This window comes from Pelagerythrobacter aerophilus, assembly GCF_003581645.1.
Taxonomy (GTDB): Bacteria; Pseudomonadota; Alphaproteobacteria; order Sphingomonadales; family Sphingomonadaceae; genus Pelagerythrobacter; species Pelagerythrobacter aerophilus.
The window spans coordinates 274,096-295,149 of the sequence record NZ_QXFK01000014.1 but is presented as its reverse complement, the minus strand read 5'-3'; the positions used below and the strand labels follow the sequence as shown (position 1 = coordinate 295,149).

General features: G+C 65.9%; 22 protein-coding genes. 14 read left to right on the top strand and 8 right to left on the bottom strand.

What is annotated here, in order from left to right; translation table 11 throughout:
- Nucleotides 1-6: 6 nt before the first annotated feature.
- Complete coding sequence (locus tag D2V04_RS05270) at nt 7-1,164, bottom strand: penicillin-binding protein activator (RefSeq protein ID WP_119512234.1); 1,158 nt, start codon at nt 1,162-1,164, stop codon at nt 7-9.
- A gap of 26 nt (nt 1,165-1,190) precedes the next feature.
- Here D2V04_RS05270 and rsmI point away from each other — a divergent pair, with 26 nt between their 5' ends.
- Genes rsmI through D2V04_RS05250 form a run of 4 tightly spaced genes read left to right on the top strand, consistent with a single transcriptional unit; the run spans nt 1,191 to nt 3,988 of the window.
- Complete coding sequence (gene rsmI, locus D2V04_RS05265; RefSeq protein WP_119512233.1) at nt 1,191-2,039, top strand: 16S rRNA (cytidine(1402)-2'-O)-methyltransferase; 849 nt, start codon at nt 1,191-1,193, stop codon at nt 2,037-2,039.
- Nucleotides 2,036-2,386 (top strand): YraN family protein, encoded by a 351-nt coding sequence (locus D2V04_RS05260; protein ID WP_119512232.1) that lies wholly within the window; start codon nt 2,036-2,038, stop codon nt 2,384-2,386. The genes rsmI and D2V04_RS05260 overlap by 4 nt, the downstream gene beginning before the upstream one ends.
- A 9-nt stretch (nt 2,387-2,395) precedes the next feature.
- Nucleotides 2,396-3,352, top strand: a complete 957-nt coding sequence (gshB, locus tag D2V04_RS05255) for a glutathione synthase (RefSeq protein WP_119512231.1) — start codon at nt 2,396-2,398, stop codon at nt 3,350-3,352.
- Nucleotides 3,353-3,376: 24 nt separating this feature from the next.
- Nucleotides 3,377-3,988, top strand: a complete 612-nt coding sequence (locus D2V04_RS05250; protein WP_119512230.1) for a DedA family protein — start codon at nt 3,377-3,379, stop codon at nt 3,986-3,988.
- Here D2V04_RS05250 and D2V04_RS05245 read toward each other — a convergent pair.
- The 4 genes from D2V04_RS05245 to rph all read right to left on the bottom strand — a co-directional run bounded on the left by D2V04_RS05245 (nt 3,985) and on the right by rph (nt 7,472).
- Nucleotides 3,985-4,881: a tyrosine recombinase XerC gene (locus D2V04_RS05245; RefSeq protein WP_119512229.1), complete on the bottom strand. Its 897-nt coding sequence runs from the start codon at nt 4,879-4,881 to the stop codon at nt 3,985-3,987. The genes D2V04_RS05250 and D2V04_RS05245 overlap by 4 nt on opposite strands.
- Nucleotides 4,878-6,029 (bottom strand): radical SAM family heme chaperone HemW, encoded by a 1,152-nt coding sequence (gene hemW, locus D2V04_RS05240; RefSeq protein WP_119512228.1) that lies wholly within the window; start codon nt 6,027-6,029, stop codon nt 4,878-4,880. The genes D2V04_RS05245 and hemW overlap by 4 nt, the downstream gene beginning before the upstream one ends.
- Nucleotides 6,030-6,126: 97 nt before the next feature.
- Nucleotides 6,127-6,759, bottom strand: coding sequence for an RdgB/HAM1 family non-canonical purine NTP pyrophosphatase (gene rdgB / locus D2V04_RS05235; protein ID WP_119512227.1), 633 nt, complete (start codon nt 6,757-6,759; stop codon nt 6,127-6,129).
- Nucleotides 6,756-7,472 (bottom strand): ribonuclease PH, encoded by a 717-nt coding sequence (gene rph, locus D2V04_RS05230; protein WP_119512226.1) that lies wholly within the window; start codon nt 7,470-7,472, stop codon nt 6,756-6,758. Before rph ends, rdgB begins: the two co-directional genes overlap by 4 nt.
- Nucleotides 7,473-7,556: 84 nt before the next feature.
- Between rph and D2V04_RS05225 the strand changes: the two genes are divergently transcribed.
- The 5 genes from D2V04_RS05225 to D2V04_RS05205 all read left to right on the top strand — a co-directional run bounded on the left by D2V04_RS05225 (nt 7,557) and on the right by D2V04_RS05205 (nt 11,911).
- Nucleotides 7,557-8,093, top strand: a complete 537-nt coding sequence (locus D2V04_RS05225) for a DUF6438 domain-containing protein (RefSeq protein ID WP_119512225.1) — start codon at nt 7,557-7,559, stop codon at nt 8,091-8,093.
- A gap of 19 nt (nt 8,094-8,112) precedes the next feature.
- Entirely contained in the window at nt 8,113-9,156 is a 1,044-nt protein-coding gene (gene hrcA, locus D2V04_RS05220) for a heat-inducible transcriptional repressor HrcA (RefSeq protein ID WP_119512224.1), read from the top strand.
- 12 nt (nt 9,157-9,168) lie between these two features.
- Nucleotides 9,169-9,750 carry a nucleotide exchange factor GrpE gene (locus tag D2V04_RS05215; protein ID WP_119512223.1) on the top strand — a complete coding sequence of 194 codons (582 nt, stop codon included), beginning with the start codon at nt 9,169-9,171 and terminating at the stop codon, nt 9,748-9,750.
- A 23-nt stretch (nt 9,751-9,773) separates the two neighbouring features.
- A complete protein-coding gene (locus D2V04_RS05210; RefSeq protein ID WP_119512222.1) occupies nt 9,774-11,522 on the top strand; it encodes a DUF885 domain-containing protein in 1,749 nt (582 codons plus the stop codon).
- A 95-nt stretch (nt 11,523-11,617) separates the two neighbouring features.
- Nucleotides 11,618-11,911 carry a glycine zipper domain-containing protein gene (locus D2V04_RS05205; protein ID WP_119512221.1) on the top strand — a complete coding sequence of 98 codons (294 nt, stop codon included), beginning with the start codon at nt 11,618-11,620 and terminating at the stop codon, nt 11,909-11,911.
- An 84-nt stretch (nt 11,912-11,995) separates the two neighbouring features.
- Here D2V04_RS05205 and D2V04_RS05200 read toward each other — a convergent pair whose 3' ends face one another.
- Complete coding sequence (locus D2V04_RS05200) at nt 11,996-12,481, bottom strand: vgr related protein (protein ID WP_119512220.1); 486 nt, start codon at nt 12,479-12,481, stop codon at nt 11,996-11,998.
- A gap of 23 nt (nt 12,482-12,504) precedes the next feature.
- Nucleotides 12,505-12,987, bottom strand: a complete 483-nt coding sequence (locus D2V04_RS05195; RefSeq protein WP_119512219.1) for a copper chaperone PCu(A)C — start codon at nt 12,985-12,987, stop codon at nt 12,505-12,507.
- Nucleotides 12,988-13,154: 167 nt separating this feature from the next.
- On the opposite strand from D2V04_RS05195, the gene dnaK reads away from it, so the two are divergent.
- On the top strand, nt 13,155-15,092 hold the full coding sequence (gene dnaK, locus D2V04_RS05190) for a molecular chaperone DnaK (protein ID WP_119512218.1): 1,938 nt from the start codon (nt 13,155-13,157) through the stop codon (nt 15,090-15,092).
- Between the two features lie 78 nt (nt 15,093-15,170).
- Nucleotides 15,171-16,289: a molecular chaperone DnaJ gene (gene dnaJ, locus D2V04_RS05185; RefSeq protein ID WP_119512217.1), complete on the top strand. Its 1,119-nt coding sequence runs from the start codon at nt 15,171-15,173 to the stop codon at nt 16,287-16,289.
- Between the two features lie 16 nt (nt 16,290-16,305).
- Here the strand turns inward: dnaJ and D2V04_RS05180 are convergent, their stop codons facing one another.
- The gene (locus D2V04_RS05180) at nt 16,306-18,624 is read right to left on the bottom strand and encodes a patatin-like protein (RefSeq protein ID WP_119512216.1); all 2,319 of its coding nucleotides are present in this window, start codon (nt 18,622-18,624) and stop codon (nt 16,306-16,308) included.
- A gap of 71 nt (nt 18,625-18,695) precedes the next feature.
- On the opposite strand from D2V04_RS05180, the gene radA reads away from it, so the two are divergent.
- Genes radA through D2V04_RS05165 form a run of 3 tightly spaced genes read left to right on the top strand, consistent with a single transcriptional unit; the run spans nt 18,696 to nt 21,050 of the window.
- Nucleotides 18,696-20,072, top strand: a complete 1,377-nt coding sequence (gene radA, locus D2V04_RS05175; RefSeq protein WP_119512215.1) for a DNA repair protein RadA — start codon at nt 18,696-18,698, stop codon at nt 20,070-20,072.
- A gap of 13 nt (nt 20,073-20,085) precedes the next feature.
- Nucleotides 20,086-20,619: a CvpA family protein gene (locus tag D2V04_RS05170; RefSeq protein WP_119512214.1), complete on the top strand. Its 534-nt coding sequence runs from the start codon at nt 20,086-20,088 to the stop codon at nt 20,617-20,619.
- Complete coding sequence (locus tag D2V04_RS05165) at nt 20,616-21,050, top strand: iron-sulfur cluster assembly scaffold protein (RefSeq protein ID WP_182849669.1); 435 nt, start codon at nt 20,616-20,618, stop codon at nt 21,048-21,050. The genes D2V04_RS05170 and D2V04_RS05165 overlap by 4 nt, the downstream gene beginning before the upstream one ends.
- Nucleotides 21,051-21,054: the final 4 nt, after the last annotated feature.

Here is a 21,054-nt window from a genome sequence, read left to right as displayed (position 1 = left end):
TCAACCTCAGAAGCCGCTGGGGGCGGGAGAAACGATCACGACCTGCCCGTCGCGCACCTCGCGCACTTCCATCGCCCGCTCGATCACGCCGTTGCGTTGGAAACGGAACGGACCGTCGAGGCCGAGGAAACCGCCTTCCTCACGCAGACGCGCGACCGGGAAGCTGCGCCCGACCTGCCAGTCCTCAGCGACGCGCAGGGCCAGCAGGACACCGTCATAGCCGAGCGTCGAGATGCGATAAGGCTGCGATCCGAAGCGGCCGTTGTAGCTGTCCGAAAAGCGTTTGAACCGCGCGTCGGACACTGCCGCGAATAGCGCGCCGCGCAGCGCAGCAGCGCTGGTTACTGCGCTTTCGCCGCTCCACAATTCGGTCCCGAGGATCTGCATCTTGCCGCCGCCCGAGCGCAGCTCGCGTGCGGCGAGCGAAGCCAACCGTGCGCCATCGGCGAGCAGGACGGTGTCGAAGCCGCCTTCTTCCGCTATCCGCTGTGCGGCGCTGACCACTGAGGTATTGCTGCGCGTGTAGGTTTCGGTCGCGACCACCCGAGCGCCCGAATCGACGACGGCGGCCGAAAGCGCCGCCTCCGCGCGCCGTCCGTACTCGCCGTCGGGCACGATCGCCGCGAAGTTGGCCGAGCCGCGCTGACGCGCATAGGCGACGCTGCGTGCGATCGATTGTTCGGGGATATGGCCCATCAGGAAGACCCCGGCGCCGGCAACGCTGGTATCGTTGGAAAACGAGATCAGCGGCACGTCGGCCGGGCGTGCCTCGGCCAGGACCTGTCCGACGTTGCTGCCCAGCAGCGGGCCGAGGATTAGTTTGTTGCCGTCCGCGATGGCGCGCCGGGCCGCGTCGCGTGGGTTGGTCGACGTGTCATAGGTGGTGATGCGCAGATTGTCGGCATTGGTGTCGAGCAGGGCCATCGTCGTGGCATTTGCAATCGACTGGCCGACCGCGCCGTTGGTGCCCGACATCGGCACGAGCAAGGCGACCCGGTGACGCGCCTCGTCATCGGGCAGGCCGGACTCGCTCGGTGTAGGAGTCGGTCTTGGCTCGGGAGCGGTGGAAGTGGTCGGCCCCTTCGGTATCACCTGGCAACCCGCCAAAATGGCGCTTGCCCCGGCGATGACCAGCATTCGCCGATCCAGTTTCCAACGCTTCATGCTTGCGGCTCCCCGTCGTCGTGTCCATGGATGAGGGAGTGGCCCACCAACCTCTCCAACCCGGTCTCTATATAGTCGCGACCCCGATTGGCAATCTCGGCGACATCACCGTGCGGGCAACCGAGACGCTCGCGCGGTGCGATGGAGTGGCCTGCGAGGATACGCGGGTCACCGGCAAGCTCATGAAACACCTCGGCTTGTCGAAGCCCCTCTGGCGCTACGACGACCATGCCGGTGAGAAGGATCGTGCACGCCTGGTCGCTGCTATGCAGGAGAAGGCGGTGGCGCTGGTGAGCGATGCCGGGACGCCGCTCGTCTCCGATCCGGGCTACCGCCTCGTGCGCGATGCGCGGGCGGCGGGGGTGCCTGTGACGACGCTGCCGGGTGCCTGCGCGGCGATCGCCGGGCTGACCCTCTCGGGCCTTCCAAACGACCGTTTCCTGTTCGCGGGCTTCCTCCCGAACAAGGACAAGGCCCGGCGCGAGGCATTGGAGGCGGCGGCGAAGGCAGATGCAACCGCGATCTTCTACGAAACCGCACCCAGACTAGTGAAATCGCTCGAGACGCTCGACCAGTTGATGCCCGACCGCGAAATCGCCGTCGCCCGCGAGCTGACCAAGCTGCACGAGGAATGCCGAACGGGCACGGCCGCCGAGCTCGCGGCTTATTTTGCCGGCCATCCGGCGAAGGGCGAGATCGTGCTGCTGGTTGGGCCGGCTACGGATGAACCTGTGGGCGAGCACGATGTCGACGCCCTCCTGAGCGAAGCCCTGCAATCGGCCAAGCCGTCGCAAGCGGCGGCCCTTGTCGCGAAGGCGACGGGGCAGGACCGAAGGGCGCTCTACGCCCGCGCGCTCGAGCTGCGAGGCGTATGAAGCGCCAACGGGCGGAACGCGACGGTCGGGCCGGGGAAGGTCGGGCAGCGCTCTGGCTGCAGATGAAAGGCTGGCGCGTGCTCGACCGCCGCCGAAAGACGCCGCTCGGCGAGATCGATCTCGTGTGCAAACGCGGCAATGTCGTCGCTTTTATCGAGGTCAAGTGGCGCAAGTCCGCGATCGAGCTCGACTACGCGATCGACGAATATCGCTTGAGCCGCGTCGCCGCTGCGGTGGAAGCGGTGGCGCACGAGTATGCGACCGATGGCGAAGACGTGCGCGTCGACGTGATCCTCCTTGCGCCGAACAGTTTCCCCCGCCACATCGTCAACGCCTGGCAGCCTTAGGGGACCCCAATGAGCTTACGCGTCGCCATCCAGATGGACCCTATCGAAAGCGTCAAGATCGCAGGCGATTCCTCGTTCGCCTTGATGCTTGCCGCGCAGGCGCGTGGGCATCGTCTGTGGCACTACGACGTTTCCACGCTGGCGTGGGAGGAAGGGCGCGTAACCGCCTGGGCGCGCGAGGTTTCGGTCCAGCGTGTCGAAGGTGATCACTTCCGCTGGGAAAGCGAGCTGCGCCGAATCGATCTGGGACGCGAGATCGACGTCGTGCTCATGCGGCAGGACCCGCCGTTCCATCTCGGTTATATCAGCGCCGCCTTCCTGCTCGACCGGCTCAAGGGCGAGACGCTGGTCGTCAACGACCCGCGCGAGGTGGTGAACGCGCCCGAGAAGATGTTCGTGCTCGACTATGCGCGCTTCATGCCGCCGACGCTCGTCGCGCGCAGGCTAGAGGATATTCGCGCCTTCCAGAAGAAGCACGGCGCAGTGGTGGTGAAGCCGCTGCACGGCAACGGCGGCAAGGCGATCTTCCGCATCGATGCGGACGGGACGAACCTTTCGGCTCTGTCCGAAGTGTTCAACCAGACCTGGCCCGAGCCGCATATGGTCCAGCCCTTCCTTCCGGAAGTGGCGGAGGGGGACAAGCGGATCGTGCTTGTCGACGGCGAATTCACAGGTGCGATCAACCGCTTCCCGGGCGAAGGGGAGTTTCGTTCGAACCTTGCGCAGGGCGGCCATGCCGAGGCGGCGACCCTGACGGCGCGCGAGGAGGAGATCTGCGCCGCGATGGGGCCGGAGCTCAAGCGCCGCGGGCTCGTGTTCGTCGGCATCGATGTGATTGGCGGCAAATGGCTGACCGAGATCAACGTCACCAGCCCGACCGGGATCGTCGCCATCGACACGTTCAACGGCACCGACACCGGTGCCCTGATCTGGGATGCGATAGAGGCGCGGCTCGCGAACCGTTAGCGGCTTCGTCCGTTCTCCCCGCCAATGAACGACATTATCATCGAAGCGATCGCCCGCGGCGGCTATCTCGGCATTGCGCTGCTGATGGCGATCGAAAACATCTTCCCGCCGATCCCGTCGGAAGTCATCATGGGCATAGGCGGCGTGCTGGTCGCCCGCGGCGAGATGGCGTTCTGGCCACTCATGCTCGCCGGCACGGTGGGCTCCACCGCGGGCAACTACGCTTGGTTCTGGCTTGGCGACAAGTGGGGCTACGAGCGTCTGAAGCCGTTTGTGGATCGATGGGGGCGGTGGCTGACGCTCGACTGGAATGAGATCGAGAAGGGATCGCAATTCTTCCGCCGTCACGGCCAATGGGTCGTGCTGGTGCTGCGCTGCACCCCGATCTTTCGCACGATCATTTCGCTGCCCGCCGGTCTTGCGCATATGAGCGTGTGGCGTTTTTTCGCCTTCACTTTCGTCGGGACCGCCGCCTGGAATGCGTTGCTCGTACTCGGCGGGCAGGCGCTCGCACGATATCTTAAGGAATACGAGCATGTCGTCGGATGGATCGTACTCGGCCTCATCGTGCTTACGCTCGGAGCTTATCTCTGGCGCGTAATCACCTGGACGCCGCCGAGCGAACGGAGCGACTAGCTCCTCCCGCGCGGGTGCGCCGCCCGGTAGGTATCGAGCAGGGTCGCCGCGTCGACTTTCGTATAGATCTGCGTCGAACCCAAGCTCGCATGGCCGAGCAATTCCTGCAGGCTGCGCAGGTCCGCCCCCGCGCCGAGCAGGTGAGTGGCGAACGAATGCCGCAAGGCATGCGGGGTCGCACTGTCCGGCAGGCCAAGTGCGATGCGCGCGCGAGCCACGGCCTTCTGCACCATGCCCTGGTTGAGCGGTCCGCCCTTGGCGCCGCGAAACAGCGGCTCGTCTTTCGCCAGAGGCCAGGGGCACTGCCGCGCATAGTCGCTGGCCGCCTCGCGAACGAGCGGCAGGATCGGGACCACGCGCTGCTTGCCGCCCTTTCCGGTGACCGAGAGCGTTTCGCCCAGCGGCAGATCGCCGCCGGTCAGCGACAGGGCCTCGGCGATCCGCAGGCCGGCGCCATAGAGCAGCAGCAGAACCGCCCGATCGCGAGCGCCGATCCAGGGCTCCGCGGCATCGGCCGCGACCAGGTCGGCGAGATTTCCTGCATCGTCGGGCGTGACGGGGCGAGGCAGGCCCTTCTTGATCCGGGGGCCGCGCAGGCGCGGGGCGACGGTGTCCGCGTGGCCTGCACGTTCGCGAGCATGCTTTACGAACGCCTTGAGCGCGGAAAGCTCGCGTGCCGCGGAAGCATTGCCAAGGCCGTCGGCACGCCGGCGGGCGAGCTGCGCGCGCAGCCCCACGCCTTCGACCTTTGCGACCGTCTGCCAGTCCTCGGCGCCGAGCGCTTGCAGAAAGTTCCTGGCCGCCGCGAGATATGCGCGCACCGTATGCGGCGATCGGCGGCGATTCTTCGCGAGATGGTCATGCCAGTCGGCGAGCAGGTCGGCTGCGCTCATGCCGCGACGAGTTCCGGATGGACCAACTCACCCAGCACCGCGTCGAGCACCGGCATTCCCTTGTCGGTTACGACGAGACGTCCGCTTGCATGCTGCACGAAGCCGAGCCGCTCCAGCATTTCGCGGCCCGAACGGTCGATCAGGCGGTCGGCATCGAGCCCGAAACGCCAGGCAATGTCCGGCAGCGAAACGCCTTCGGAAAGGCGCAGGCCCATCAGCAAGGCCTCCGATGCCCGGGTGGCAGGTGACAGGGCGGTGTCCTCGCGGATGCCGTGTCCCTGCTCGGCCACGGCGGCGAGCCAGTTCTCGGGCTTCTTGTGCCGCAGGGTCGCGACGCCGCCGCGCCGTCCGTGCGCGCCGGGGCCGATCCCGCAATAGTCGCGGTAGCGCCAGTAGGTGAGATTGTGGCGGCTTTCCTGCCCCGGCTGGGCGTGGTTGCTGACTTCGTAGGCGGGCAGCCCCGCTTCGGCGGTGATCGCGCGGGTGAGCTCGAACAGCTCGGCCGCCGGATCGTCGTCGAGCGGTGTGAAATGGCCCAGCCTGACATCGGTCGCGAAGCGCGTGTTGGCCTCGATGGTCAACTGGTAGAGCGAGAGGTGATCGGTGCCGAAAGTCAGCGCACGTTCGAGTTCCGCCTGCCATTCCCTGGTGCTCTGTCCGGGGCGGGCATAGATCAAGTCAAAGCTGACCCGGGCGAAATGCCGTTGCGCGATCTCCAGCGCGGCAAGCCCTTCTCCGACGTCATGCAGCCGGCCGAGGAACCGCAATGCCTCGTCGTCGAGCGCCTGCAGGCCGAGCGAGACGCGATTGATCCCTGCCGTGGCAAGATCGCCGAACGCCGCCGCCTCGACCGATGATGGATTCGCTTCGAGTGTGACCTCGATCCCGTCCGCGAAACCCCACAGCCGCTCGGCCTCTGCCAACAAGTGAGCGACGAGCGCGGGTGGCATCAGCGATGGGGTGCCGCCGCCGAAGAAGATCGACGTGAGCGGTTCACCGCCCGCGAGCACGGCTTCGTGCCGCATGTCCGCCATCAGCGCACGCTGCCATGCCGCGTGGTCGACGCCATCGCGGACATGGCTGTTGAAGTCGCAGTAAGGGCACTTCTTCAGACAGAAGGGCCAATGGATGTAGAGTGCGCGTGCCACGGGAATTCCTTAGCATACACCTGTTCCCCCGCGAAGGCGGGGCCTTCGTGCCGCTGGCACAGCGCCGGTCGTCTGAGGTCTCCGCCTTCGGGGGGATTCAGCTCTTGCCGAACTGCTCGGCAACGAGCTTCGCGAAGGCGTCTGCGCGGTGGCTGATGCGGTGCTTTTCCTCGGGTGCGATCTCGGCGAAAGTTTGCTCGTAACCCCGCGGCACGAACACGGGATCGTAGCCGAAACCGAGCGTTCCCCGGGGCGGCCACGTGAGCGCGCCCGGCGCGGTTCCTTCATAGACCGCATGTTCTCCGTCGGGCCAGGCGATGGCGAGCACGCAGTGGAATGCGGCGTCGCGGGGCGCGTCCGGCCCCTGCTGGGCGAGCATTCCCTCGACTTTGCCCATTGCCATGTACCAGTCGCGGCCCGGCTCGCCTTCGAACCACTGCCGTTCGGCCCAGTCGGCGGTGTAGACACCCGGCCTTCCTCCGAGTGCCGTGACCGAGAGCCCGCTGTCGTCGGCAAGCGCGACAATGCCGGAGGCCTCGGCCGCCGCGCGCGCCTTGATCAGCGCGTTCTCGACGAAGGTCGTGCCCGTTTCGGCCGGCTCCGGCAGGCCGAGCGATCCCGCACTGAGGCACTTGATCCCGTAAGGGTCGAGCAGAGCCTGGATTTCCTTGAGCTTGCCCGCATTGTGCGTGGCAATCACGAGGCTGCCGGAACTAAGACGACGAGTCACTTCTTCACCGCATCCAACTGCGCCGCGAAGATCCGGTCGCAGCCGATCCGCGCCAGGCGCAGGAGGCGCAGCAAGCCCTCCTCGTCGTAGCAGGCACCCTCGGCTGTCGCCTGGGCCTCGGCAATCTTTCCGCCCGAGATCAGGACGAAATTCGCATCGGCATCGGCAGTGCTGTCCTCGTCATAGTCGAGGTCAAGCACCGGCGTTTCCCGATAGATGCCGCAGCTTACTGCCGCGACCTGCGCTTCGATCGGGTCCTCTGAAAGCGCGCCGCTCTTGATGAGACCATCCACTGCGAGGCGCAGTGCAATCCACGCGCCGGAGATCGCCGCGGTGCGCGTGCCGCCGTCCGCCTGAATGACGTCGCAGTCGAGCGTGATCTGGCGCTCGCCAAGCTTCTTGAGATCGACCACGGCGCGTAAGCTGCGCCCGATAAGACGCTGAATTTCCTGCGTACGCCCGGACTGCCGGCCCTTCGCCGCCTCGCGCTGGCCACGCGTGTGCGTCGCGCGCGGCAGCATCGAGTATTCGGCCGTGACCCATCCTTCGCCCTTGCCGCGCAGCCACGGCGGCGTGCGTTCTTCCACGCTCGCCGTGCACAGGACGCGCGTGTCGCCGAAGCCGATCAGGCAAGAGCCTTCCGCATGACGGGTGAAGCCGGTCTCAATGGTGATAGCGCGCATTTCGTCGGGCGCGCGTCCGGAAGGTCGCATGAAAATCTCCGTATCTCTCGATTGCGGATCGCCCTAGCGATCTTGCACGTTGGTGACCAGCATCGACGAAGGAGCGATTCGATCATGTTCAGATATGCGGCCGCGCTTGCGGCGCTTACGCTTGTGGCTTGCACTCCGGTATCCGCACCCGAGACCACCGCGCACGGAGCAGGTGCGGTCGAATCCATCGCATTCTCCACCGGCCCGTGTTTCGGCGCCTGCCCGGTTTTCAATGTCGAAGTTGGGCGGTCGGGCGAGGGAACCTTTCGCGGTGAGCGGTTCGTCGCCGTGAAGGGCGAGCGTCCGTTCACCGCCAGCCCGACCGAGTGGGACGCCTTTACCGAGCGGCTCGCGCCCTTCCGTCCGGAAACCAGCCAGAAGTACGGCTTCGAGAATTGCGACGGTCCGACGGCGACCGACCACGCGAGCGTGGTCGTCACCTGGCGCTATACTGACGGCACGGAGACCACGCTCGACTGGTACATGGGTTGCCGTCAGCCCGGTCTGGCCGAGAACGCCGAGCGCCTCTATGAAGCATGGGAGGAACTGCCGCTCGACGATCTCGTCGGCACCTTGGAAGATCGGTTCCGCTACGAACAGGATCAGGCTGCCGGCGGCTGACGCCGGGATCGAACACGCGATGCCGACACCTCCCGTCACCGAACTCACCGATCGCGCCCGGGCTATATTCCGCCTGGTGGTCGAGGGTTATCTCGACAGCGGACAGCCGGTCGGATCCAAAGCGCTCGCGGGCGAAGGCGGGCTCAACCTCTCGCCGGCGTCGATCCGGTCCGTACTGGCGGACCTGGAGGGACTGGGACTGCTTGCGGCGCCGCACACCAGCGCAGGGCGGATGCCGACCGAAAGCGGCCTGCGTCTCTTCGTGGATGGCATGATGCAAGTTGCCGAGCCCACGCGCGAGGAACGCAAGGCGATCGAACGGCGCCTCGCCGAACCGGGCCCGATCGAACAGGCGCTCGAACAGACGAGCGCGATCCTCTCGGATATTTCCGGCGCGGCCGGCATGGTCATGGTGCCGCGGTTGGAGCCACGCCTCGCACAGCTCAGCCTCGTCAACCTGGGTCAGGGACGGGTGCTCGCGGTGCTCGTCGGCGAAGACGGAGCGATCGAGAACCGCGTGATCGAGCTGGGTGAGGGGGTCTCACCGCAATTGCTCGAACAGGCGAGCAACTACATCACGGCGCGCCTTGCAGGGCGCACACTGCCTGAGTCCGTGGCAGCGATGCGCAGCGAGATCGCCTCCGGCCGCTCGCAACTCGACGAAGCGAGCCGAAGCCTGGTGGAACGCGGGCTCGCGGTATGGAGCGAGGACGCGGCGCAGCGTCCGGTCCTGATCGTCCGCGGGCAGGCGAAGCTGCTCGACGAGGCCGCGCTCTCGGACCTGGAACGGGTCCGCTCCCTGCTCGATGACCTGGAGAACAAGCAGTCGGTCGCGGAATTGCTCGAAAGCGCGCGCGAGGCTGAGGCGACGCGCATTTTCATCGGCAGCGAGAACCGGCTGTTCGCGCTCAGCGGTTCATCGGTCATCGCCTCGCCCTATCGCGACCGCGAAGGCAGGGTGGTGGGCGTGCTGGGCGTGATCGGCCCGACTCGGTTGAATTACGCGCGGGTCGTCCCCATGGTGGACTTCACCGCCCGATCCCTGGGTAAACTCATCGGATAGACACGAAAAATCATGAGCGACAACGACAAGCGGCCGCACGACGAAGCCGTTGAAAAGGAACTCGAAGGCGTGCCCGAGGACTTCCTCGACAATGGCGACGGCGAAGACGGCGATGACGCAGGCGGCGTCGAAGAAGCGCTCGCCGCGCTGCGTGCCGATCTGGATGCTGCCAAGCAGGACGTGCTCTACGCGCGCGCCGAGACGCAAAATGTCCGGCGGCGGCTGGAGAAGGACGTGCAGGACGCGCGCAACTACGCCGCCACGGGCTTTGCGCGCGACATCCTTTCGGTCGCGGATAATCTCGCCCGTGCGCTCGAATCGGTGCCCGCCGAATATCGCGAAGACGAGAAGATGAGCCGGTTTCTCGCCGGAATCGAGGCGACGCAGCGCGAGATCGAGAAGGTTTTTGGGCAGCACGGCATTACGCGTATCGCCGCGACCGGCCTGCCGCTGGACCCGAACGTCCATCAGGCGATGATGGAAGTTCCGGCCAGCGAGGGGCAGGAGCCCGGCACGATCGTGCAGGAGTTGCAGTCCGGCTACATGATCAAGGATCGCCTGCTGCGGCCCGCCATGGTGAGCGTCGCCAAGTAACGAGAACTTCGAAGGGAGGATCGATGAGGTTTACGTTTCCGGCGGCAGTTGTTGCCGCCTGCGTTGTCGTTGCGCCGTTGCAGGCGCAGGAAACGGCCGACGATCGGCTCTCCGCCCTGACCGGTGAGTACTACGCCTATCAATTGGCGCAGTACAAGCAGATCGAGGAAGGCAACGGCAGCACCGCGCCCGGGAGCGAGCTGGCATCGGTCACCCCCGAAGCTCACCTGGCGCGCGCCGCCAAGGCGAAGGAGTTCCTGGAGCGGCTGACGGCGCTCGACGAGAGCGCCCTCAGTCCGTCGTCGCGCACCGACGCCGCAGTGTTCCGCACGCTGCTCGAAGGCGACCTCGGCGACGCGCGCTTCCGCGAATGGGAGATGCCGTTCGACAGCGACAGCAGTTTCTGGAGCTACCTCGCCCCGCGTACCGGCTTCACCACCATGGCAGAATACGAACGCTACATCGGTCGCATGCGCGACATTCCTCGCTATTTCGACGAGCACATCGCCAACGCCCGCGCCGGTCTGGAACGCGGGTTCAGCGTGCCGCGCGTGACGCTCGAGGGGCGGGATGCGTCGATCGCATCGAGCGTGGTCGAGGGTGTCGAGGACAGCCCGTTCTGGACCGCTTTCGCCGAGATGCCCCAACGCATCCCCGCCGCCGAAGCCGAGCGGCTCAAGGCGGCAGGCCGCGCGGCGATCGCCGAGAGCGTTACGCCGGCCTTTTCCAAGCTGCTCGACTTCTTCCGCAACGAATACCTGCCGCAGACGCGCACCACGCTCGCTGCCGAGGAAATGCCGGAGGGTGCCGCCTACTACCAACAGCAGATCGAGCAGTACACGACGCTCGACCTGACGGCGGAGGAGATTCACGAGATCGGCCTGGCCGAAGTCGCGCGGATCACCGCAGAGATGGAGAAGGTGAAGGCCGATGCCGGATTCGAAGGCACCTTGCCGGAATTCGTGCAATTCCTGCGCACCGACTCCCAGTTCGTCGCGGATACGCCGGACGAGCTGATGGGCGTCTCAGCCTACACCGCCAAGCGGGTCGACGGAGTGATTGCCGACTACTTCGGTTTCCTCCCGCGCCACCGCTTCACCATTCGTCCTGTGCCCGACGCGATCGCGCCGTTCTACACGGCAGGACGGGGAGGACTCGATGCGTGCATGATGAATACCTACGATCTTCCGTCGCGGCCCCTCTACAACATCCCGGCCCTGACGCTGCACGAGTGTATCCCCGGGCACAGCTTCCAGGCCGGTGTGGCGCTCGAACAGGCAGAGGCGCCGCCTTTCCGCAGGCAGACCTACTTCTCCGGCTTCGGCGAAGGCTGGGGGCTCTACGTCGAATATCTCGGCAACGAGATGGGCATCTACCGCACCCCTTATGAACGCTTCGGACAGCTCAGCTACGAAATGTGGCGCGCTGCGCGGCTGGTGATCGACACTGGCGTTCATCACTACGGTTGGAGCCGCGAGCAGGCGATCGACTATCTCGCGACCCGCACGGCGCTGTCTCGGCACGAGGTCGAGACGGAGGTCGACCGCTACATCAGCTGGCCCGGCCAGGCGCTGGCCTACAAGCTCGGCGAGATGACGATCCGGCGCGTGCGCGCGAAGGCGGAAGAGGCGCTCGGCGAGCGGTTCGACATACGCAAGTTCCATGATGTCGTGCTCTCGCTGGGCTCGGTCCCGCTGCCCGTGCTGGAAAAGCGGATCGACACCTTCATTGCGGACGGCGGACAGGGGCTCCCCGGCGTCGAATACGACTGACTCCGCTCTCGATTCACCGCATCGGCCGCTCCCGGACGGAACCTTCGTCTACGCAGCCCGTAGCACGCAGCACAGGGATGCAACGGAGAATCGCTATGAAAGCCACAATGCTGCTCGCCCCGGCCCTGCTCGTTTCGTCGCTCGGGCTGTCCGCCTGTGCGGAAAACTATGCGGTCGAAGGTGCGGGCCTCGGCGCGGCGGCCGGTGCGGCCGCGGCTGCAATCACTGGAGAAGACCTTGAAACCTATGCGATCGCCGGCGCGGCGATCGGCGGCCTGGCCGGCTATTTCAAGGACAAGGACAGCGATTGCGACGGCTGGTATGATCGCAACGGCCGCTACCTAGACGACGACTGCCGCAACGACGATCGCTATCGCGATTACTTCTGATCCGCTGGATCGAGTGGAAAGGGGCCGTCCCGCGGGGGCGGCCCTTTCTTGTTGCACCTTTCCCGCTGCGGGATGGTCTCGCGTTCAAGAGACGCCGGGAAACCTCACCAGGAGGTCGTACGCCGCTGCGTCAGGTGTGCCTGCGACTCTCACACCGTTGCGCAGCCAAAAGGCATGTTTCACGATTTCCGCTTGCTGCTCGATACCGTACCGTTCGAGCGGCCATCCGGGTTTGAGGCTATAGTCGTAGCGCGCCCACGGCATTCGGTTGAACACGAGCCACCAGCTTCCCTTCGTCTGCGCCTGCCAGACGTGGACCATCTCGTGGATGAAGAGACCCTGGCGGATGACCGAGACTTGCGCGAAATCGTCGCAGTACGCCTCGCCCAGAGGGTGGAAGTGCAGATGTCCACGCGGCGCCATGGTGATCTTGCGCGGCTGAAGGGGAAAGAACTTGCGGCGGCGAATGGTGACCTTCGAATAGTCGATCGCTTCGCCGAAGACGGAACGGGCGAGCGCGATCTCGCCCGGCGTGAGCGGCCGTTCGCCGCCGGCCGGGCATACCGGCACGGCGGCAGGAACGACCGCTTCGCTCAGCGCTCTTCCCCGGGGCCGCGGATCTCGGCCTCGAACGTGGTCTTGTCACCGCCGGAGACGGTGAGAGTCACTTCGGTCTTCCCGCCCGGCTGCAGCTCGGGCGCCACGCCCATCGCCATTACATGCTTGCCGCCCGGTTCGAAGGCGACCTTGTCGCCTTTCTTGAGAACCAGCGGCAACATCTCCTGCATCTGCACCTGCCGGTTCCACTCGCCGTATTCATGGAGAGAGGCGCTCTGCGCCCCTTCGACATGTGCCCGCGTGAGCGCGACATTGCGGTCGCCGTCGTAAGCGAGATCGAAATAAACTGCTGCCGGATTGCCCTCTACCGGTGCGAGCACCATCCTCGCGTTCGTGACGGTGAGCCCCGGCACACCTTCGGGCGCTTCGACTGCCTGCTCGGTGGCGCCATCCCCACAGGAAGCGAGGCCGAACGCGGCGGCGGACAGAACCGCAGCGGCTAGGATGGATGATTTCATGATCGTTTCTCCCCTCTGAACACCGTGCGAGGCTAGCTCTCAGCGTCCCTTGTGCCAACAGAAACCGAACCTATATCCCGCACGTAATCGAGCCGCCGAGCAGTCCTGCCGGTTTCCGGGGGGCATAGTGAGCGGCGTCCAACTATCGGAAGTGGAATAGGGAAACCATGGCGAAAGTAATCGGTATCGACCTCGGCACGACGAATAGCTGCGTTGCCGTGATGGATGGGGGCAAGCCCAAGGTTATCGAGAATTCCGAAGGCGCGCGCACGACGCCTTCGATCGTTGCGTTCACCAAGGATGGCGAGCGCCTCATCGGCCAACCCGCGAAGCGTCAGGCGGTCACGAACCCCGACAACACGCTGTTCGCGATCAAGCGCCTGATCGGCCGCCGTTACGACGATCCGACCACCAAGAAGGATCAGGAGCTCGTCCCCTACGATATCGTCAAGGGCAAGAACGGCGACGCCTGGGTCGAAGCCGGCGGTACCGAGTATTCGCCCTCGCAGATTTCCGCCTTCATCCTGCAGAAGATGAAGGAAACCGCCGAAAGCTATCTCGGCGAGACCGTTACGCAGGCGGTCATCACCGTTCCCGCATACTTCAACGACGCGCAGCGCCAGGCGACCAAGGACGCCGGCCAGATCGCGGGCCTCGAAGTGCTGCGCATCATCAACGAGCCGACCGCGGCCGCACTCGCCTATGGGCTGGAGAAGAACGACGGCAAGACCATCGCCGTTTATGACCTCGGCGGCGGTACGTTCGATATCTCGATCCTCGAGATCGGCGACGGCGTGTTCGAAGTGAAGTCGACCAACGGCGACACCTTCCTGGGCGGCGAGGACTTCGACAGCGCGCTGGTCGAATACCTGGCTGACGAGTTCAAGAAGAAGGAGAACATGGATCTCCGTTCGGATAAGCTTGCTCTTCAGCGCCTCAAGGAAGCGGCCGAGAAGGCCAAGATCGAACTTTCCTCGAGCCAGCAGACCGAGGTCAACCTGCCCTTTATCACCGCGCGCATGGAAGGCGGCAGCTCCACCCCGCTGCACCTGGTCGAGACGCTGACCCGCTCGAAGCTGGAGCAGCTCGTGGGCGATCTGATCAAGCGTACGCTCGAGCCCTGCAAGAAGGCGCTTGCCGATGCTGGCGTGGACAAGAGCGGCGTCGACGAAGTGATCCTCGTCGGCGGTATGACCCGCATGCCCAAGGTGCATGCGGTGGTCGAAGAATTCTTCGGCAAGAAGCCGCACACCGGCGTCAACCCGGATGAAGTCGTCGCCATGGGTGCGGCGATCCAGGCGGGCGTGCTGCAGGGCGACGTCAAGGACGTCCTGCTGCTCGACGTGACCCCGCTGTCGCTCGGCATCGAGACGCTCGGCGGCGTGTTCACCCGCATGATCGACCGCAACACCACGATCCCGACGAAGAAGACGCAGACCTACTCGACCGCCGAGGACAACCAGAACGCGGTGACCATCCGCGTCTTCCAGGGCGAGCGCGAGATGGCCGCGGACAACAAGATGCTCGGCCAGTTCGACCTGGTCGGCATCCCGCCTGCGCCGCGCGGCGTGCCGCAGATCGAGGTCACCTTCGACATCGACGCGAACGGCATCGTCAACGTCAGTGCCAAGGACAAGGGCACGGGCAAGGAACAGCAGATCCGCATCCAGGCCTCCGGCGGCCTCAACGAAAGCGACATCGAGCAGATGGTGCAGGACGCGGAGAAGTTTGCCGAAGAGGACAAGAAGCGCCGCGCAAGCGCCGAGGCTCGCAATCAGGCGGACAGCCTGGTCCACGCGACGCAGAAGCAACTCGAAGAGCATGGCGACAAGATCAGCGCCGATCTCAAGGGCCAGGTCGAAGCCGCGCTGGCCGAGGCGAAGACCGCGCTCGAAGGCGACGACGTCGACGCGATCAACGCGAAGGCTCAGGCGCTGACCGATCTCGCCATGAAGATGGGTCAGGAAATCTATAGCCAGGAGCAGGCCGCCGCGGCCGATGCTCCGGCCGACGGCGCCGCCGCCGGAAGCGAGGGCGGCTCGGAGGAGGACGTGGTCGACGCGGAGTTCTCCGAAGTCGACGAAGACGGCAACAACAAGGGCTGAGACGCCCGATGAAGATCCAGACCGCCGCCGGTGCAGCCCGCTCCGGCGGCGGCTAGGTCTTTAAGGGGCGGGGACACCATGCCGGCAACCGAAACCGATTTCTACGAGCTTCTCGAGGTCAGCCGCGATGCGGACAGCGCGACGATCAAGTCCGCCTACCGCAAGCTGGCGATGAAGTATCACCCGGACCGCAACCAAGGGTGCAAGGAGAACGAGGCCAAGTTCAAGGCGATCAGCGTCGCCTACGACTGCCTGAAGGACCCACAGAAGCGCGCGGCCTACGACCGCTTCGGTCATGCCGCTTTCCAGCAGGGCATGGGCGGTGGCCATCCGGGTGCGGACTTCGCCGATATCGGCGACATCTTCGAGACGATCTTCGGCAGCGCTTTCGGCGGCGGTGGCGGCCGAACGCAGCCGCGCCGCGGTGCCGACCTCCGCTATGACATGGAGATCGGCCTCGAAGAGGCGTTCCACGGCAAAGAGACCCAGATCGAGATCGAAGTCTCGCAGGCCTGCGAAACCTGTCACGGCTCGGGCGCGACGCCGGGCACGAGCACGCGCGGCTGCAATCTCTGCAACGGCTACGGCAAGGTCCGCGCCAAGCAGGGCTTCTTCGTGGTCGAACGCCCTTGTCCCAACTGTCACGGACGCGGTGAAGTGCTGGTGAGCCCGTGCCGCGACTGCCGCGGGGAAGGGTGCGTCGACCGCCCCCAGACAATCGAGGTGGAAATCCCGCCGGGTGTCGATACCGGCACGCGCATCCGCCTTACCGGCAAGGGCGAGGCCGGCCCGCGCGGAGCACCGCCGGGCGATCTCTACATCTTCGTGCATGTCCGCCCGCATCCGGTGTTCCAGCGCGAGGGGACGACGCTCCTTTCCCGCGTTCCGATCAGCTTCACGGCCGCTGCACTGGGCGGCAAGGTCGAGATCCCCGATCTCGGCGGCGAGACCAACATCGTGGACATTCCGGCCGGCATCCAGTCGGGCAAGCAGCTGCGCGTGCGCGGCGCCGGGATGCCCGTGCTTCAGGGTCGCGGGCGGGGCGACCTGGTGGTCGAGATCGCGGTCGAGACGCCGACGAAGCTCAGCAAGGAGCAAAAGGCGTTGCTCGAGCAGTTCCGCGAGACCGAGACGGGCGAGGAATGCCCGGAGTGCCGCGGCTTCTTCGAGCGGCTGAAGGACGCATTCGGCGCCTAGCTAGCGAGCCGGTCGCTCAGATCCGTTCGGTCGCCAGCACTTCACTGCGGATTCGCTCAAGCAATCCCGGATCGGCGCGGAGCCGTTCGCGCTCCTCGTCCAGGATCGCGAGAAAGACTTTGCGCTTGAACGCCGACGCATCGACTTTCGGCTCTCCCCCCTCGATCGTCGAGCAGACCAGGTCGATCATCCGTTCCGCCCCGTGGAGGCGACCCCAGAGATAGTCGTTCTCGCGGTAGGCACGGCTGAAGAACGCGCCGAAGTTGTAGAACTCGATCCCCCGCAAAGTGGCGCGCGTGCCGCCTTCGCGGATCGAGCGGGCATCGTCCGGGCTGATCCGGTCGACCTTGATCGGATCGAACTCGGTCAGCGCCTCGTCGCGCACCAGCGGCAAGGTCGCGACATCATAGAACGGGAATCCGAGATAGGTCAGCAGCGTCGGACGCCTGAGATTTTTCGGCATCTTCTCGAGCGCTTCGGCGAGCATCTCTTCCGCCAGATCGTCGACCTCGGGCAGCAGCCGACGGGCCGCGAGTGCATCGATCACGGCGGAAGGATCGTCGAGCACTTTGGCTGCGAGCAGAGGGAAGTCCTCGCCCAGATCGGTCGCCCCTTCGCGTGCGAAGTAGAGCGCAAGAATCCTGTAGATCGCGTCGCGCGCTTCCTCCACCGCCGCGTCCGGGATCTCCGGGTCGGCATCCCATTCGCGCGACAGCCGGCGGGCGAGCAGGCGGAGGCGGCGTACGCGAAAGCCGACGTCGTGCGCCCGGAAGAAGGTAATCGCCTCCGCGCTCGCGCCGCCCGAAGGTGCGGAGAGCCGGTCGAGCCCCCGTTCCGCAAGGGCGTTGCGCAGCACGGCGATGATCGGGCGGGAATCCGGCAGCTTGAGCTCCGGAGCGGCATCGAACACCAGTTCGGCGAGGCTCTCGACGATCCCGGTGAACTTCGCCTGCGCGTAGGACTGGAAGGCGTAGCCGGCCTGCTCGGCAGCGGCCTGCTGTGCCTTTGCGCGCCATGCGTTGAGCCGTCTTGGCGTTGGCCGATCGAGGAACAGCGTCAGCCCGAACAGACGCTCCACCGCCGCTTCGACGTCGGGCCGCAGGGCGGCGATCATGTGCTGCCGCCGTTCCGCTTCGTGCGACTGACGTTCCAGGACTTCCAGATTGTCGCGGATCGGCTGCTCGCGCGGGATCGTCGACAGCGATCCGAAGATCGCACCGAAGAAGCCGACTGGATCGTCGTTCCGCTCGCGGATCGAATGCGTGCGGTCGGGTCGCGGGTCGATATAAACGAAGCGGCGGTCGACTTCCCGCTGAGCCGGGCGACCGCGCAGCGCGCGCATCGCACCTTCGAACGGCTTGTTGACCAGCACCGAACCGTCGATCAGCGAGATTCCCTCGGCCGAACCTTGTCGCAAGTTCACGGGCATCACCCGCGCCAGGAACTCGTGCCGTTCGGTCCACTCGACCTTACGCTCACTCGCGAGGCGGTCGATCTCCTGAAGCTGGAGCGGCGGGAACGCGCCGGGAAAGCTCGCGGTGGCACGCGCGGCGAACGTGAGCTCCAGGGGGTCGGCGAGATCGTGCCCGCCTTCCGCGGGAATGCGGGCAGTGAAGCCGATCGGAAGGCGGTGCTCGCTTTCCTCCACCACAGGCGGGCTGTTGAGCCGCAGCAGCTCCAAATGTCCGCGGAAATCGGTGGTCGTCACCAGGAGGTCGATCGGATGCCTCGGCGGCAGCAGCGGCTTGCCGCAGGGCACCTTCGCCATCGCGTTCAGCGCCTCGAACAGAAGGTGCGAGAACCCGATGCCCGAGAACGGCGGCTCGAACCAGCGGCCGCGGATGAAGCTCGAGACTTTGCGCCGCACTTCCGCCTGCGTCTCGGGCGCCACGCTCTCGGACACCGCGTTGCCGGGGCGCTGAAGCACCCACCAGGCGAGCGGCTGCGCCCAATACTTGGCGAAGCGCCAGACGGGCTCCGCCTCGGGATCGACGAGACGCTCGACGTCGGCCGCCGAGAGCCAGAGTTCGGTCAGCGGTTCGAGCGATTGGCCGGAGTGAATCGCCTGGGCGAGGAACACCGCGTTGATCCCACCGGCGCTCGCGCCGCTGAGGATATCCGGCAGCACGCGCAGCTTGAGCCCGTGCTCCGCTTCGATCGCCTCTAGAAGTTCGCGGTAGACGCCTTGTACCCCATCGGCGGCCGGATCGGACGCATGGAACGCGCGGCTCGCGCTGGCGAGCTTCCAGATCTCCTTGGTGACGCCATGCATGTAGACCGCCAGGCTGACCCCGCCATAGCAGACCAGTGCGATCCTCAGTTCCTTCTGCCGCATTGGGCGCCTTGTGACGGCCAATTGCCGCGAAGGCAATTGCGTTCCACAAATGTTCCGTCTATCGCGCTGCCATGGCGAAGTCGAAGAAGCGCTATGTCTGCCAGGCCTGTGGCTCGGTTTCCCACCGCTGGCAGGGCCAGTGTCCCGATTGCGCGGAATGGAACACGCTGGTCGAAGAGGCACCGGCCACCGTTTTCTCGCAAAAGCATGATCTGTCGAGCGGGGGCAGGGCGATTGCGTTCGAGCCGCTTGACGCGCCGGGGGAGACGCTAACCCGGCGTACCACCGGTCTCGCGGAATTCGACCGCGCGCTGGGCGGCGGGCTCGTGCCCGGCTCGGCAATCCTGATGGGCGGTGACCCCGGCATCGGCAAGTCGACGCTGTTGCTCCAGGCCGGGGCGAAGATCGCCAAGGCCGGTAGCGAGACAGTCTATGTCAGCGGGGAGGAGGCAGCCGGCCAAGTGCGCTTGCGGGCCTCGCGCCTGGGACTCGCGGACGCTCCGATCCGTCTCGCAGCAGCGACGTCGGTGCGGGATATTCTCACCACCCTGAACGGCATGCCGCCTCCTGCGCTGTTGGTGATCGATTCGATCCAGACCATGCATTCGGACACGATCGAGGGTGCGCCGGGCACCGTCAGCCAGGTGCGCGGGTGCGCGTTCGAGCTGATCCGCTATGCCAAGGAGAACGGCGTCGCTCTCGTGCTTGTCGGCCACGTGACCAAGGACGGCACGATCGCCGGCCCGCGCGTGCTGGAGCACATGGTCGACGTGGTGATGAGCTTCGAAGGGGAGCGCAACCATCAGTACCGCATTCTGCGCAGCCTCAAGAACCGCTTCGGCCCCGTCGACGAGATCGGCGTCTTCGCCATGGCGGGGCAGGGGCTCGACGAAGTCGCCAATCCCTCGATGCTGTTCCTTTCGAGCCGCGACGAGCCGATGGCGGGCAGCGCCGTCTTTCCCGCGCTGGAAGGCACGCGGCCGGTACTGATCGAAGTTCAGGCCCTGATCGTGCGGTTGCAGAGCGGAGCGACGCCGCGCCGCGCGGTCGTGGGCTGGGACAACGGGCGCCTGGCGATGCTGCTAGCCGTGCTGGAAGCACGCTGCGGACTCAATTTCAGCTCGGCGGAAGTCTACCTCAACGTTGCGGGCGGATATCGGCTTACCGATCCGGCGGCCGACCTCGCGGTTGGGGCGGCACTGGTTTCTGCACTTGCCGACCGGCCGCTTCCGGCCAAGAGCGTGTGGTTCGGCGAGGTCTCGCTCGCCGGCGAAGTGCGTCCCGTCGCCCATTCCGCGCTGCGCCTGCGCGAATCGGCCAAGCTTGGCTTCGATTGCGGATTTGGGCCGGTCGAGGACAAGTCAGCCCCCGCGGGCTCGTCCGCCTTCCGCTATAGCGGTATTCGGCAACTCGCCAATCTCGTTGACCAGGTTATGGCCACCACCTAATTCAGCGGTGCTTATGGCGATCTTCGACATCATCGTGCTGATCATCGTTGCGGTGGCCGCGATCGGCGGCTTCATGCGCGGCTTCGTGCAGGAGGTGCTCTCGTTGGCGGCATGGATTCTCGCGCTGTTCGCAATCCGGGCGCTCCACACGCCGCTTTACACCTGGATCGAGCCTTACGTCGGCACGGAGACGGGCGCGGCCGTGCTGGCCTTCGCCCTGCTACTGCTGATTCCCTATGCGGCGATGAAACTGATCGCCGGTCGCGCCGGGAAAGCATCGCGCAATTCGATCCTTGGCCCGATCGACCGTGTGCTCGGCTTCGGCTTCGGCATGATCAAGGGTGCCGTGATCGTCGTGCTGGCGTTCTCGCTGCTCGTGCTTGGCTACGACACGATATGGGGCGTGGCCGGACGGCCCGACTGGATCACGACCGCACGTACCTATCCGGTGGTCAATGCCAGCGCCAACGAGCTGGTCGAGATCGTTCGTGAGCGCCGCGCGCAACTGCGCCGCGAAGCCGAGGCAGAAGCCGAAGCGACGACATGACCGCCGCCCCTGGGCCTCTCTACACGCCCGAGTTGCTCGCCCTCGCGGTCTCGCTCGCAGACATGCCGCTCAGCGACGATCTGCATTGGCGTGGTGAAGCGATCTCCCGCACATGCGGCAGCACGCTGACCGTCGGGCTGCGGTGCGACGATGCAGGGCGGATCGAGGGGGTCGGCATGCAAGTCTCCGCCTGCGCCGTCGGCCAGGCGTCCGCCGCGATCTTTGCCGATGGCGCCTACGGCGCGGCTGCCGACGATATTGCCGCCGCGGAAGACGCGATCGCGAGCTGGCTCGCCGGCGGCGACACGCCCGCATGGCCGGGGATCGAGAAGATCGCCGCCGCGCGCGCGCATCCGGGGCGGCATGGTGCCATCCTCCTTCCGTGGAGAGCTGCGCGCGCTGCGCTTTCCAAGGCGGTGGCGAAGGGCTAAATCG